At 61.4% G+C, this 14,961-nt stretch carries 12 protein-coding genes; 4 read left to right on the top strand and 8 right to left on the bottom strand.

Annotation, left to right across the window (positions count from 1 at the left end):
* Positions 1 to 68 precede the first annotated feature (68 nt).
* From FJ248_06995 to FJ248_06985, 3 genes are all read right to left on the bottom strand, one after another.
* The gene (locus FJ248_06995; GenBank protein MBM4120627.1) at positions 69 to 1,418 is read right to left on the bottom strand and encodes a signal recognition particle protein; all 1,350 of its coding nucleotides are present in this window, start codon (positions 1,416 to 1,418) and stop codon (positions 69 to 71) included.
* Between the two features lie 109 nt (positions 1,419 to 1,527).
* Positions 1,528 to 2,436 carry a hypothetical protein gene (locus FJ248_06990; GenBank protein ID MBM4120626.1) on the bottom strand — a complete coding sequence of 303 codons (909 nt, stop codon included), beginning with the start codon at positions 2,434 to 2,436 and terminating at the stop codon, positions 1,528 to 1,530.
* A 54-nt stretch (positions 2,437 to 2,490) separates the two neighbouring features.
* Entirely contained in the window at positions 2,491 to 4,560 is a 2,070-nt protein-coding gene (locus FJ248_06985; protein MBM4120625.1) for an ATP-dependent helicase, read from the bottom strand.
* Positions 4,561 to 4,660: 100 nt separating this feature from the next.
* Between FJ248_06985 and FJ248_06980 the strand changes: the two genes are divergently transcribed.
* From FJ248_06980 to FJ248_06965, 4 genes are read left to right on the top strand one after another with little or no spacing between them, the layout of a single operon-like run.
* Entirely contained in the window at positions 4,661 to 5,494 is an 834-nt protein-coding gene (locus FJ248_06980) for a hypothetical protein (protein ID MBM4120624.1), read from the top strand.
* The gene (locus FJ248_06975; GenBank protein MBM4120623.1) at positions 5,491 to 7,644 is read left to right on the top strand and encodes a glycosyltransferase family 1 protein; all 2,154 of its coding nucleotides are present in this window, start codon (positions 5,491 to 5,493) and stop codon (positions 7,642 to 7,644) included. Before FJ248_06980 ends, FJ248_06975 begins: the two co-directional genes overlap by 4 nt.
* Positions 7,644 to 8,954 (top strand): HEAT repeat domain-containing protein, encoded by a 1,311-nt coding sequence (locus FJ248_06970; GenBank protein ID MBM4120622.1) that lies wholly within the window; start codon positions 7,644 to 7,646, stop codon positions 8,952 to 8,954. Before FJ248_06975 ends, FJ248_06970 begins: the two co-directional genes overlap by 1 nt.
* Before the next feature lie 34 nt (positions 8,955 to 8,988).
* Positions 8,989 to 9,450, top strand: a complete 462-nt coding sequence (locus tag FJ248_06965) for a hypothetical protein (protein MBM4120621.1) — start codon at positions 8,989 to 8,991, stop codon at positions 9,448 to 9,450.
* Positions 9,451 to 9,456: 6 nt separating this feature from the next.
* Here the strand turns inward: FJ248_06965 and FJ248_06960 are convergent, their stop codons facing one another.
* From FJ248_06960 to FJ248_06940, 5 genes are all read right to left on the bottom strand, one after another.
* Complete coding sequence (locus FJ248_06960; protein MBM4120620.1) at positions 9,457 to 10,362, bottom strand: HEAT repeat domain-containing protein; 906 nt, start codon at positions 10,360 to 10,362, stop codon at positions 9,457 to 9,459.
* Positions 10,301 to 10,537: a hypothetical protein gene (locus tag FJ248_06955; GenBank protein MBM4120619.1), complete on the bottom strand. Its 237-nt coding sequence runs from the start codon at positions 10,535 to 10,537 to the stop codon at positions 10,301 to 10,303. Before FJ248_06955 ends, FJ248_06960 begins: the two co-directional genes overlap by 62 nt.
* A gap of 132 nt (positions 10,538 to 10,669) precedes the next feature.
* Positions 10,670 to 11,308, bottom strand: coding sequence for a septal ring lytic transglycosylase RlpA family protein (locus FJ248_06950; protein MBM4120618.1), 639 nt, complete (start codon positions 11,306 to 11,308; stop codon positions 10,670 to 10,672).
* Positions 11,309 to 11,483: 175 nt separating this feature from the next.
* Positions 11,484 to 13,673 (bottom strand): 1,4-alpha-glucan branching protein GlgB, encoded by a 2,190-nt coding sequence (glgB, locus tag FJ248_06945; GenBank protein ID MBM4120617.1) that lies wholly within the window; start codon positions 13,671 to 13,673, stop codon positions 11,484 to 11,486.
* A gap of 482 nt (positions 13,674 to 14,155) precedes the next feature.
* A complete protein-coding gene (locus FJ248_06940) occupies positions 14,156 to 14,794 on the bottom strand; it encodes a hypothetical protein (GenBank protein MBM4120616.1) in 639 nt (212 codons plus the stop codon).
* Positions 14,795 to 14,961: the final 167 nt, after the last annotated feature.

The following is a 14,961-nucleotide window of genomic DNA, read 5'->3' as shown; positions in this document are numbered from 1 at the left end:
AGGTCGAGGTTACGGTTGAGGGAAACCCGACCGAAGATTTTTTGTTACACTGAGCCTCAACCTCAGCCTTAGCCTCTCAGCATCTGCGCCAGTTGCTGCTGCTGTCTCCGCCCGCCTCCGCCCGACATGGCCTTCATCATCGTTCGTGCGGAAAGATACTGCTTGATCAACCGGTTCACGTCCTGCACGGTCGTGCCGCTGCCGCGGGCAATCCGCTTCTTGCGGCTTCCGCTGATGACCGCATGATCCCGCCGCTCGCGGGCTGTCATCGAATTGATGATCCCCACGGTGCGCGCAATTTCTTTTTCCGACACGCCACCGTTACCCGCCAGTTCCTTCAACCGCTGCCCGCCGGGCAGCATACCGAGAATCTGGTCCATGGAGCCCAGCTTGTTGACCTGCCCGATCTGCTCGCGAAAATCCTCCAACGTGAAGGTCTTCGACGTGAGTGTCTTCTTGAGCGAGTCCGCCTGTTCTGCTGAGAAGGCTTGCTGCGCTTTTTCGACCAGCGAGAGCACATCGCCCATGCCGAGAATGCGCGAGGCCATCCGGTCCGGATGGAACACTTCCAGTGCGTCCGACTTCTCACCGACCCCCAGGAACTTCACCGGCTTGCCGGTTACTGCCCGGATGGACAGCATCGCGCCACCACGCGCGTCGCCTTCGACCTTGGTTAGAATCACACCGGTCAGTCCAACTTTCTGCTCGAACTGCTCGGCCATGGTGACCGCGTCCTGCCCTGTCATGGCATCCGCCACCAGCAACACTTCATGCGGCGTCACGGCCTGCTTGACCGCCGTCAGTTCAGCCATCAACTCATCGTCAACGTGCAGGCGGCCACCCGTGTCCAGCACAACCACGTCGAAGCCCTGCGCGTGGCCGCGCGTCACGCCATCGACACAGGTCTGCACCACATCCGCCAACGTCGTCCCGCTCGCCTTGTGCACCGGGACGTCTAGTGCGGCCCCAAGACTCGCCAATTGTTCGACCGCCGCTGGCCGCCGCGGATCTGCCGCCACCAACAGCACGCGTTTATTCTGCTGCTTAAACAGCCGGGCCAGCTTGCCGCAGGTCGTCGTCTTGCCCGCGCCCTGCAAGCCGACCATCATGATGACCGTGGGCGGCTCGGAGGCCAGCTTCAGGCCAGACGACTCGCGGCCCATCAGTTCGCGTAACTCGTCCCAGACAACTTTGACGACCTGCTGCCCGGGCGCAAGACTCGTCAGGACTTCCTGCCCAACCGCCTTCACGCGGACGCGCTCAATAAAATCCTTGACTAACTTGAAGTTGACGTCAGCTTCGAGCAGCGCCAGTCGCACTTCTTTCAGCGCGTCGGCGATGTTCTGTTCCGTCAACACCCCCTGTCCGCGGAGTGCCTTCAGAATTTGGTCAAACTTCCGACTGAGCGTATCGAGCATTCCTAAAACGCTCCCATCCCTTCAAAAAGACTGAAAAATTTTTCTACAGTGTACTTTCGAGAGGTCGCTTAAGTCAAGGTGAATTCAGGAGATTTTTCGCGACGTTCGGTCAGTTTTTACAGGCGGGCGAGACGGCGGCGCCCTTGGTCACCGCAGGTGGGAGCGCGGCAGCGGCGCGGGCGGATGAGTTGGCCGATTCGCCAAACAACAACTGCATGATCGTATCAACTTCTTGCGGTGTGATCCGGTAAGCCGGCGCCAGATAACGCTTCTGCGCCTGCTTGCGCTCCTGCTGATCTTCCGGTTCGTAGTAGCCGATGAGAATGCCGTCGTGGTCGGCCTGCTTGAGCCGTTTGACCCACCCGTCCGTGACCATGCTGGGCTTGCCCCTTGAGGCGACCAGTTCGAGTTTCGTCCAGATCGCCCAGCCGACGAAGACGCCCCAGGTTTCGTGCTGCGCCTCCCAGGCTTCATGCTCGGAGAGATACCGCGTCTCGGTGGCCGTCCGCTTCTGCAGCACCGGTGTGATCTTCACTTCCGTATAGCGGCACTTCCGCAACTGCTGCGCGAAGGCCAGCAGCTTTGCCCCGTCCGTGTCCGGACCGGGTGGCGTCGTTTCCAGATAGTCGAGATAGGCATGGAACAGCTCGTGATAGAAATTGCCGACCTCGGCCGTCGTCATGCTCGTCAGCGGGCGCAACGAACCGGCCGCCTGATTAAACGACAGCGCCCGGTTCAAAATCATGTGGTGCTCATCCGGATGGTACTCCGCGGCCCAACGATGGAGATCTTCGAAGGTCACCTTCACGAAATTTAATGGTAGCTCTTTGAGAAATTTTGTCGGGAGCCCGAGTTCCTCCGCCTGACTGATCAGCGCGGGCAGCGGCAGCCGCGCCAGATCGGAGCCCCCCGCCGGCACCTCTGCCTGGACCGGAGCGGCCGCCAGCAGCAGCCCGGCACACCACAGCCGCATGGCCCAGGGCCCCACCATCTTCCCTGTACAACTGACGTATCTCATGTGTTGGAGACTGGTGTTACCAGGCAGCGAGAGGATGCCAACTCAACCGGTCAATCAATCCCAGTGATGCCCGCTTTCCTCAACTAATGCCCATGAATCTATCATGGATGAGGGCACGTCGTCGAGGAATCGCGACGGCTTGGACAGGACCGCGCCCGTTGCCTTGTCATAGATATTGATGGGATAAGTCAGATAGAGGTGCTTTTTGGCCCGCGTCGCCGCCACATAAAAGAGCCGCCGCTCCTCTTCCAATTCGTCATCAGACGTAAAGGAATAGGCCGAGGGAAATCGTCCGTCCACGGTCCAGATGACGAAGACACACTGCCATTCAAGTCCCTTGGCCGAATGGATCGTGGACAGCACCAGCCGCTCCTCGTCACGGTCGCCTGCCTCCACGTCCGCCATGCTCTCATCCGGCGGCTCCAGCGCAAGGTCGGCCAGAAAACTGTTGAGCGTTGTGTATCGCTCGGCCATCGTGTAGAGATGCTCCAGATCGCGCATCCGCTTGGGGTAATCGTCGTAATGCTCCTTGAGAATCGGCAGGTAGTAGCGATAGACCTCGTTGACCTGCTCCGCCGGCGTGAGTGAACCTGAACGTCCCGCCTCATCCAGCATGATCGCCAGATCCTTCAGGGGCCGGGCCAGCCGTCCGCTGATATCGCGCAGCACGCTGACTGGCTGGCTGCTTCGGGATAACGACACGATCAGGTCCTGCGCTTTTTTTGGCCCGACGCCGTCCACCAGTAACAGCAGGCGGTTCCAACTCACGGCATCCAGCGGATTCTCGACCACGCGCAGATGCGCCAATAAGTCTTTTACGTGCGCTGTCTCAATAAACTTGAACCCGCCGCGCTTGATGAATGGCAGATTGCGCCGAGACAGTTCGACTTCCAAGTCGAACGAATGGAAACTGGACCGGAACAAGACGGCGATCTCGTCCAGCGGAACGCCTTCTTCGCGCAATTCAAGAATCCGTTGCGCGATGAACCGCGATTGGGCGTGCTCGCCCCCTGCCTGCACCAGCGCGGGCAGCGGCCCATCAAGTTTTCTCGTGAATAAGTGCTTCGCATATTTTTCCGTCGCGCTGCCGATGATCGCATTGGCCAGATTCAGGATCGGCTGCGTGCTGCGGTAGTTCTCTTCCAGCTTGTAGACCATCGTCCCGGGAAATAACTTGGGAAAGTCCATGATATTGCGGAACGTGGCCCCCCTGAACGCATAGATGGACTGCGCGTCGTCCCCGACGGCCATCACATTTTCATGCGTTGCGGCGAGCTTACGGACCAGATCGGCCTGGAGGCGGTTCGTGTCCTGGTACTCGTCCACGAGGATGTAGCGAAACTGCCGCGAGATCGCCTGTCGCTCGGCTTCATGGTCGGTCAGCAGTTCGCGCAGTTTCATGAGTAAGTCGTCGTAGTCCAGCAGTTGCTTCTGCCGCTTGGCATCCGTGTAAGCCTTCTTGAGTTGTTGCAGGTCGCCCAGCTGCTCCGTAAAGTGCGCGAACTCTCCAAGCAGCACGTCTTCGAGGTTGGACAGCGTGTTCTCGCACTTACTGAAAATTTCTGCGATCGTGCCTTTGCGAGGAAACCGCTTGTCCTTTTCGTTGAGCCCCATCTGATTGCGCAGCAGGCCGATCAGATCCTCGGCATCACCGCGATCGAGGATCGTGAAGCCCGGCTCCAAGCCAACCGGTCGCCCATGGCGGCGTAGCAACGTGTTCGCTACCGAATGGAACGTCCCCCCAGCCACGCGCTCGCTGCGCGCCCCGATCAGTACGCCCGCCCGCTGGAGCATCTCCTGTGATGCCTTACGCGTGAAGGTCAGCAAAAGGATCGTCGTCGGGTCCACGCCCCGGTCAATCAGATAGGCCACGCGATAGACGAGTGTCCGCGTCTTACCGCTGCCTGCTCCGGCGATGACCAGCGCAGGCCCATCCACTGCCGTCACCGCCGCCAGCTGTTGTTTGTTCAGTTCGGCCGCATAGTCCAGCGACAGCCTCGCCGACTGCAAATCCTCCGCCGCTTTTTTCAGGATGTAGGGTTTGCTTTCGCGGTCCATTTGGAACCGTCCCACAAGATTACCCATCCGCCAACGCTTCAGCGCAGGCGGATATAGCATACCCATTCCCTTGGAGCAATGAGATGAACACCCCACTATTGGTTGCGGATTCGCTAGAAAGTGCCGAACGGACTTGTATATAATTGGTTTCGATTAAAGAGGGCACATGCCGGCCTCAAAAGACCCCCACACCAAAATGCTGCAGGACCTGGCGACCATGATGGTCGCCGTCGCGGGCGAATCCGTCACCATGGTCAAGCGCAGTGCACCCGAGCAGGCGTTGAAGCTCAAGAAAACCTCCGAGTGGGAGATTTATTTAGAGTTTCTCAAGCTGCAATTCAATCTGGCCGACCGTCTCTCAGCCCTCTACATTGCCCTCAAGGACCAACCGCTGTTCATGGACGGGCTCGAAGACGCCGTTACAGAACGGCTCAAGGATGTGCTCGCGCCGGTGCTGGGACCGAACTCCGATGAGATGGAAGTCATCATGACGATCGGCGCCACCGTGGCCCAGAGTCGCCAGCAGTACGAACCGTTCAAGTTTCTCGTCACAGAGGAGAGTACGCAAAAGAACGCGTACTTCAAAACCTTCGGCGAGAACGTGGCCCGGATGATCAACGCGCCCGACAACGGCATGGTTGCCTCGTCCGCCGTCCTATGCGCCAGCGCCGCCATCCCAGCGATGAAGTCCCTGCTCGAATCCGCGACAACAGGCGCGGCCCCGCAGACGGCTACTACCGCCCCGTCGCCGCCGCCTTCCGTGCTGCTTCCGGCCGGCAACGAGATCAAGCTCATCAGCGTCATGTCCACCATCCAAGGCGAGGAGATCGAAACGCGCTGGGGCCTCCATCCGCGGTTTCGACAGGATCTGAAAGCGGAACAACTGCAAGAACTGAATAGATTGATGAACCGCGTGGCGCAGATCGTTGGCACCCGCTATGCCTCCGTCGCCACGACGCCCGTCTGGACGGCGTGGCACCAGCAGGGAGGCACCGCGTGAGCGCGCCATCCGCAAACAGCCTGCCAGGCGGCCTCGCCCGCCTGGACGAACTGGCCCATAATCTGTGGTGGAGCTGGAAACCGGATGCCCGCCGTCTCTTTGAAACGATCGATCCGACACTCTGGCGCCTTTCGCATCATAATCCCGTCAAGCTGTTGCAGGATCTCAAACCGGCCCGGCTCATAGAACTTAGTGGCGATCCCGTGTTCATCCGCCTCTATTCATCCGTCCTTAAGACCTACGACGACTACATGGGCGCCTCCGATACCTGGTTTGCCGGGCGCTATCCGCACCTCGCGAACCACACGATCGCCTACTTCTCGGCCGAGTTCGGCCTGCACAATTCTATCCCGATCTACAGCGGCGGGCTGGGCATCCTGGCCGGTGACCATTGCAAGGAAGCCAGCGATCTCGGCATTCCACTTCTCGGCCTCGGATTCATGTACCCGCAGGGCTATTTTCACCAGCGGATGTCCGTGGACGGCTGGCAGGAAGCCGAATATGAGCCGTTCAACCGGCTGGAGTCGCCCATCCAGCGGGCATTGATGCCGAACGGCCAGCCCTGCCAGATCGGCGTCCAGATCGACCATCGCACCATCTCTGCCGTCGTCTGGCAGGTGCGTGTCGGACGCGTCACTTTATATCTCATCGACACCGATGTGCCAGAGAACCAGCCGTGGGACCGTGAACTGTCGGCGCGGCTCTACGGCGGCGATCAGAACGTCCGCCTGCGCCAAGAAATTCTGCTTGGCATCGGCGGCGTGCGGGTCTTCCGCACGCTCGGCCTGTCCCCGTCCGTCTGGCATGCCAACGAGGGCCACTCGGCCTTCATGACACTCGAACGCGTGCGCGAGTTCGTGCAGGCCGGTCGGCCGCATGCCGAGGCGGTGGAACGCGTCCGCCAGAGTACCGTGTTCACCACGCACACGCCGGTACCGGCCGGCCACGACGTCTTCCCCTTCCATCACATTGAACACCACCTCGCTGGCTACTGGGATGAGCTCGGCATAACGCGCGAGGCCTTGTTGCAGTTGGGCGCGCATCCAGAGAATCCGGGCGCCGGCTTCAATATGACGGCATTGGCCATGCGGCTGGCCGGCCATGTCAACGGCGTCAGCCGCGAACATGGCCGCGTCTCCCGCGTCATGTGGCGCTGCCTCTGGCCCGGGATAGAAGAAGAGGATCGCGTGCCGATCCGCAGTATCACGAACGGCGTGCACGCCCCGAGCTGGATTTCGCCGGAGATGAACCAGCTCTACGTCAGGCATCTCGGCCCCGACTGGGCCGAGCGGGCGGACGATCCGGCCATCTGGCACCGCGTGCCGGATATTCCCGACGGCGAACTCTGGGCAGCGCGGCAGCTGCTTAAGCGCAAGCTGATGAGCTTCATCCGCGAACGCGCACGCGCGGCATGGATGCACGGACATCTGCAGCCGCATCAGGTGCTGGCCAGCGGCACCCTGCTCGATCCGGAGGCGCTCACGATCGGCTTCGCACGGCGCTTCGCCACTTACAAGCGGGCCACGCTTGTTTTCAGCACGCTGACGCGGCTGCAGCAGATGATGCAGGACCGCTGGCGGCCCGTGCAACTTATCTTCGCGGGCAAGGCGCATCCGGCCGACGAGCCGGGCCGACAATTCATTCACCAGGTCTACGCGTACTGCAAGGACCACGACATCGGTGGACACGTCGCCTTTCTTGAAGACTACGACATGCATATGGCCAAGTATTTGGTCTGGGGCGTGGACGTTTGGATGAACACGCCGCGCCCGCCGATGGAAGCGAGCGGTACAAGCGGCCAGAAGGCTGCGCTCAACGGCGTCCCACATCTGAGCGTACTGGACGGCTGGTGGCAGGAGGGGTACGACGGCGCCAACGGCTGGGCGATTCCCTCGTCAGCCCATTTGGGCGACACGCACAGCCAGGATCAACACGACGCCGAACAGCTCTACCGCCTGCTTGAGCACGACATCGTCCCGCTCTATTACGAGCGGGACCGAGACGGCATTCCCCGCGGCTGGCTCCACATCGTCAAGGACGCCGTCCGCACCGTCGCGCCGCGGTTCTGCACCCGCCGAATGGTGAAGGAGTACATGGACCTTCTCTACGCTTCAGCCGCCTCCCCAAAAGACGCTCGCTGGCAGGATTGATGCGCGCGCTCAGAGTGCTAATCATCGTCGCCGGTTTCGAATTCGTGCTTGCCGTTGCAGCCCACGCCTCGTTGCAGGAAGACGCGCAGAAGGCGTTCCGGCAACATCGATTCGAGGAGGTCATCCGCCTGTTGGAAAGCGCGCCGCCTGATTATAAACTGACGTCCGACACATTGAGGACCGGAGTGAACAGCGCGTTACGCATCGGACGGCCCGATACCGCACTCGCGTTCTACGCACGCCTCGTCCCACCCAACGCGTCGGACGAGACCCCCTTGCTGCGCGACACGGCCCTCGCCGTCCTCACCGCCCGCGTACGCGACACGCAGGAGCATCTACGCATTGCCGCCTACATGGTCTTAGCCGATGTCGCCGCCAAAGACACACTGCCGATCTTGAAGGATGGTCTGCTGGACGTCTCCATCATGGTGCGGGCCCGGGCCGCGGAGGGACTCGCGAGGGCGGGTGCCCCCGCGTCGATGATCGCGCGAGCGCTCGACGATGAGATGCCGTCCGTCCGCATCGCCGCCCTCAACGCACTAGGCCCGCACATTGATCCGGGCCTGCGCCCGGCAATCACACGTCTCTCGAAATCCGAAGAAGGCGTCGTGCATATCTTTGCGCTCACGGCACTGGCCCGCATGGGTCAGGCAGACGCGGCAGACGATATCGCGGTCGAAGCGACGCTGCCTAACGCCGACGTCCGCATGGCGGCACTGGGCGCGCTGGGCCGGCTGAAACGCCCGTCCAGTCTGTCTCTGCTCAACCAGGCCGTGTACGATCCCGATCCGTCCGTGCGCGCCTTTGCCGCCGGCGCGTTGGGTGATTTCGGTGATCCGAACAGCCACGCGGCGCTCTTGCACACGCTGCAGGACGATCATCCCCGCGTCCGGAGCATCGCCGCCGCCAGCCTAGGCCGGCTGAAGCTGCCGCAGAGCCGACCCGTGCTCAAACAGGCCGCACGGGACCCGATCGAATGGGTCCGCATTGGGGCCGTCGAAGGATTGCTGCGCATGGGCGACGACGAGGCGGTGCTGCTGGCGGCCGATCTGGCGAAACACCCGGACCCGTCGGTCCGTGGTGCAACGGCGCAGGCCGTCGGGTTATCGGGCAACCGGAAAGCGCGGCAGGTGCTCGAGACGCTGCTTAAGGATCAGCAGCCGCAGCCCCGCCTGATGGCCGCCCGCGCACTCGGCCGACTGGGCGGGCACGAGGGACTGACTATACTGAAGCCGGCGATGCGCGATCCCGATCCGGCGGTGAGCCTGGCAGCCGCCGGCAGCGTGCTGCAGTTGCTGTCGACAAAATAAGACCGCCCTGGGAACTGAATAGAAAGGACGCCCCATGCTGAAAATCATTGGTGCGATCGTGCTGCTCGGCGGGGTCTTTGCGCTGGGCTACTACTCCGGTTCTCACCCGGCCGCGGTCAAGAAAGCCGTTAAGGAAATCAGCTCTGAGGTCGTGGCCACGACAAAGGAACTCTCCCACACCGCCATCAACACTTCGCAGAGCCTAGAGCGCACGCTACGTTACCGCCAGGGCGTGGTAGACGCGAAGGAAAAACTTCTTGAAGCCAGAACCGACCTTAATGAGAAAAACTTCGGCGATGCCGCGAAGGAGCTGACCGGGGCCGTGACGCATCTGGAGGAAGCGGCACTGGCCGGTGACGAAGGCACGGCCGCCAAGACCAGGGCACTGGCCGCCACGATCACAGGCATTGAACGGGAGCTGGCAAAGGGAAACGCCGTCGACAAGGGCACGCTGGCGGGAGTGCAGAAGGAACTCGACACGCTCTTGGATCGGTAGTGCGGATTACGCGTTCGTCGTTTCCTTGTTCTTCTTCCAGGACGCGAGCATCCGCTCGACTGCCATCTTCACGACCAGGTCCGGATCCTTCATCATCGGCTTGATCGCTAGCCGGCCGCGCTCATCCCCGATCTTCTCCAATGCGCGGGCCGCGGTCAGGCGGGAGAACCAGTCGGCATCCTTCAACATCTCGATCAGCGGATCGATGGCGGCCGGATCCTTGATCCGCCCCAGGGCCAGAATCGCCTGCTTGCGGACCATCTCATCCCTGTCCTTGAGCGCCGGCACCAGCCGCTCCACTGCTGGTGAGCCTAGCTCCACCAACGCCTCGGTCGCATCGTCCTTGAATTCGTCGGAGTGCAGCTGCTGCATGAGCGGATCGAGCACCCGCTCGTCCTTGATCTTACCGAGGCAGCGGATCGCCGTCTTGCGGATATCCCAGTCCCGCAGCATTTTGATGAGATACTCAACAGCAAGCGAGCCGACCTGCGCCAGCGCCTCGACGGCGGCGTCGCGAACCTGCCAGTCGCCGTCGCGCAGCGCATTGACGAGCGGAACGACGCAGCGTTCGTCGCCCATTTCGCCAAGCGTGACGACCGCTTCGCGCCGGACGGTCCAATCGGAGTCCTTGAGGAGATCGATCTGAATGTCGATCTCGTCCTTAACCTTCTCCTCTTCAAGGATGGTCTCGGCGGGCCGATCCCCGGCGGATGCCTCGGCCGGCTGCGCAAGCGCCGCCGACATGGCATCGACCTGAGCGTCGCTCGCCGGCGGTGCGTCGGACAGGGAGAATTCGTCGTCGCGGTCTGATGATTCGGCCATGCTGGTGTGCGTACGAGACGGAACGTGCTTAGGCGGCCGGGGCCGCAGGCTTGTCGGCGGTGGCCTCACCCTTGGCTTTGCCCATCGCATTCTTCTTGCGCTCCACGAACTTCCGGCGCAGGCGTTGCAGCCGCTTCAGCCGCTTGTGCAGCTTGCGGAACTTTTCGTCGCCTTCCGGGTTCTTCAGCGCGGTGCGCTTCTCAGAGACTTTCGTCTTCAGCCGGGTTTCATCCTCGGCCAGTGACATTTTTTTCTTTTTTGCCATTCCCCAATGCTCCTGGTGGTAACGCCTGCCGTCCATTGGACGGAGTACACTTGCCGGTGCAGTCTAGTCGACTGTCCTCTGGCCTGTCAATTACCGGAGCCGCGGATCGCGAGGAGAGCGTGAACGGCGTGACTAGGGAATTTGCAACGCAGCGACCGCATAGGCGCGCCGTTCCGCCGCCTGAAAGTCCGCTGCGCGGCGGAGGCGCCGCTGGTTCAGCAGATCGTTGGGCAGCGCCCGCACGGCGCGGACGGCGCGCGGAGGCGTCAGGGACCGTGAGCCTTCTGAGAATCCCGCGGCTTTTGTGGTGCGGGGCATCGGCAGCAGATCAACCGTGGAGAGGCGGCCGCCTTGGGGCTCCCCCACCACTTCGAGATGCACGGCGGCCACGCCGCTCTCGACCATGTCCAGTTCCCGGGCAGCGGCGAGCGACAGATCCGCAACGCGCCCATGTACAAAGGGACCGCGGTCGTTGATGCGTACGCGCACTTGCCTGCCATTTTCCACGTTCGTTACGAGCAGCCACGTCCCGAGCGGTAAGGTGCGATGGGCGGCAGTAAGCGCCTCCATGTCATAGATTTCCCCGTTGGCCGTCACCCAGCCATGAAAATCCTCGCCATACCACGAGGCCATACCCAGCTCCTGGCTGCCGACATCCAGATCGGCCTGCCCCTTCGGCAATACCGTACAGCCTCCCAGTGCCATGCCGCACACGAAAAGCATGCTCCATGCATTCAGGGCCCGTCGTTCGCTTTTTATTCTGCTTGTCATTGCTCACTTGCCTTTGTCTAGCCCTTTAGGCTAGACCGGTCAGTCTGCTTGAATCCCTCTACATTGTAAAAGATGGATTAAAGAACCGCAGAATGGAATGCGGCTCGATATATATGGAGTGAGGCGATCATAAAGGAAACTGGACACGCAAGTCAAGGTCGGATGGACCAGGCAGCTATTGCCGTTTCAAAAATACCACGGCAAGAGGCGGCAGCATGAGTACGACCGAACAGGGGTAGCCCTGCCAGGGGACCGGCTCGGCATCCACCCCGCCGAGGTTGCCTGCGTTTCCACCCCCGTAGGCTGCAGCATCGCTGTTGAGGAGCTCCTTGTAACGTCCGGACATCGGCACGCCAATCCGATAGCCGTAACGCGGCACCGGTGTGAAGTTGCAGGCACAGACAATACTCTCGTCCTCACACCTGGCCTTTCGGGAAAAAGCCACGACGGACTGCTCCGAGTCGTTGAACTCAATCCACTGAAATCCAGCCCCTTCGAAATCCACCTGATGGAGTGCCGGCTCCTGCTGGTACAGCCAGTTCAGATCCCGCACCCAGCACTGGAGCCCCTGATGCAAGTCGCAGTCCAGCAGATGCCATTGCAGACTCGCGTCATGATTCCACTCGTGCCACTGGCCAAATTCGCCGCCCATGAAGAGCATCTTCTTGCCCGGATGCCCGACCATGTACCCGTAGAGCGCGCGCAGGTTAGCGAACTTCTGCCAAAGATCCCCCGGCATCTTGTCGAGCAGAGCGCGCTTGCCGTGCACCACCTCGTCATGTGACAGCACCAACACAAAATTCTCAGTGAACGCATACAGCAGCCCGAACGTGATGTGGTTGTGCTCATGCTTTCGGTAGACGGGATCGAGACTGAAGTACCGCAGCATGTCATGCATCCAGCCCATGTTCCATTTAAGGCTGAAGCCGAGCCCGCCTGTATAGGTCGGGTGCGAGACGTCGGGCCACGCCGTGGATTCTTCGGCGATCGTCAACACGCCCGGATGCTCCCGGTGCACCGCGATGTTGAGCTGCTTGAGAAATTCGATTGCCGCCAAGTTTTCGTGTCCGCCGACTGAATTGGGAATCCACTCGCCGGGCTGGCGCGAGTAATCCAGATAGAGCATGGACGCGACCGCGTCAACCCGCAGACCATCGATGTGATACCGGTCCAGCCAGAATAGCGCGCTGTTTATCAGGAAGTTGCAGACCTCCACGCGCCCGAAATTGAAAATACGGCTGTGCCATTCCGGGTGATAGCCAAGGCGCGGATCGTGGTGATCGTAGAGATGTGTGCCGTCGAAGGAGGCCAGACCGTGTGGGTCGTCTGGAAAATGCGACGGGGCCCAATCCATGATTACGCCGATGTCCGCCCGGTGACAGGCATCCACGAAAGCCATGAACTCCTTTGGCGTGCCGAAGCGGCTGGTCGGCGCGAAGTAGCCGGTCGTCTGATAGCCCCAGGACCCATCAAAGGGATGCTCAGTGACCGGCATTAACTCGATATGGGTGTAGCCCAGGTCCTTGACATAGGGGATCAGCTTGGCCGTCAGCTCGCCATAGGTCAGCCAGCGGTTCCCCTCCTCCGGGACGCGCGCCCAAGAACCGAGATGGACTTCATAAATCGAGATCGGCGCCGCGAGCAGATCCCGCCGGCTGCGCGCCTCCATCCAGGCCTGGTCGCACCACTGATGCGTGGATAGATCACAGACCACCGAAGCCGTCTTGGGCCGAAGCTCAGCGGCGAAGGCATACGGGTCCGCCTTCAGAAACGGCGTATCGCCATCCCGCGGGTGGATTTCATATTTATAGAGCGTACCGGCCGGCAGATCGGGGACAAACAATTCCCATAAACCCGAGACGCCCCGGCTGCACATCGCATGGCGGCGGCCATCCCAGCCGTTGAAATCGCCGACGACGCTGACGCGCCGTGCGTTCGGCGCCCAGAGGGCGAAGTGCACGCCGCCCACGCTCTCGACCGTGCGCAGATGTGCGCCTAATTGTTCATAGGCCCGGTAGAGAGTGCCCTCCGTGAAGAGATGCATATCAAAATCAGACAGGAGTGGAGGAAAGGCATAGGGGTCGTGGCGTTCCGTGACATTCCCCCACCGGTCGGTCACGCGCAGGTGGTACGCCATCGATGGCTTGCCCGGCAGTGGGGCTTCGTAGAGACCCTCCCGGTGCACGACAGTCATGGATATCGCATGGCCGTCCACCAGCAGCGTGGCCTCCGCCGCTTCAGGCAGAAAGGCACGGACGACCATCCGACCCGGTTGATCGCCGTCTGGATGCAGCCCCAGCACGGCGCGGGGATCCCAATGTTCTGCCCGCACAAGCCGTTCGATCTCTTCCGCCGGTGCTCCCATCGACCCGCATGCTATCGCGGCGACGGGGGAAAAGGCAAAATGCACGCTCCGTGACCATTTCCGATCGCCTACCTAAGGATCGTGACGCATGCGCGACCTCGCTTCATGAGATTCCATCAGGCGTCGCGGCTGGTGCGGCTCGGCCTCGCGGCCGGGGTCGCCTATCTGCTGTTTCAGACCTTCCGTCCATTTCTTCCCGGCCATCGCCTGGGACGCCGTCCAGGCTTAGGCGCTGTACCCGCTCTCCCCGACGGCTCGTGTGTCCGACCGGCGGATAGAAGACGCTACGCGCCGTCCTCATGTACGGAGCCGTCACGATCGCCCTCATCCTACCGCGGCTCTATTTTTTGGCGCTCACCGGCAAAGCGCTGGTCCACACGTACAAGGCGAGCCTGGCGCCGGCCCAGTAGGGCGAGGTGCTGGACATTTGCTGGATGGGAAAAACAGGTGGGTCCGACCTGCCGGGGACCGGCAGGTGGTAGTTAGGGCTTCAGTTTCAAGATTTTTTTCTCGACCGTCGTCTCCAAGACGAATTTCTCCAAACTCTCCGACAGAGCGGCGCTGAGCAGATGTTCCGCAGCGTCTTGATCGAACACGACCACAGTCTGAGAGGCAGCCCCCTTGAGCGTCATTCGAGCAAGACTGCCGTCCTCGGCGTTCATTGCCTCGACGATAATCCGTGAAGAAGCGGCGATCTGCGTGGACCCGAAGGCGCTCTTTGCGTCGACGGCCAGCTCCACTACGCGTCCAGAGATCATCACGTGCGGCCCGCTATCCGGCGCCGTGCCCGTCCTCGTCGTGCCCAGCTCCACCTGCCAGCCCCGCTTCTTGAGATAGTCGGTGATCACCTGGGCCACCACCAATCCGGCCCGTCCGTTCCAGACATTGAACACCGTTTCGCCGCCGCCCTGATGGACGCGCGCGCCCACGCGCTGTCTGTTAGACCGGCCGTCCTCAAACTCGGCCACCACCACGATGGTGTCCGCGGGCAGGGAGACTTTTCGGGTGTCGGCCGGCAGAACCGCATGCAGATTCAACTGCACAACCTCCCCCTTGCCCACGCACCCCATGAGCGCCAAACACCACAATCCGACCGCTACAATTCCCGTGCCCTTACTCACAATACCCCCCATCTCCGGCCTGATAGAAATTTAGTGTTGTGCCATTGGCGGTCCGCTCCGACCACGAGCCCGACTGTAACAGATTTACTCATCTTATCAAAACAGCAGTGGGCACTCTTGACGGACCCCTATCCGGTCGCTAATATCCAGCCGGTCAATGTTCTCTG

The sequence above is a fragment of the Nitrospira sp. genome, from assembly GCA_016873435.1.
Taxonomy (GTDB): Bacteria; Nitrospirota; Nitrospiria; order Nitrospirales; family Nitrospiraceae; genus VGXF01.
The sequence above is the reverse complement of the archived record's forward strand: the minus strand, read 5'-3'. Positions and strand labels throughout refer to the sequence as shown.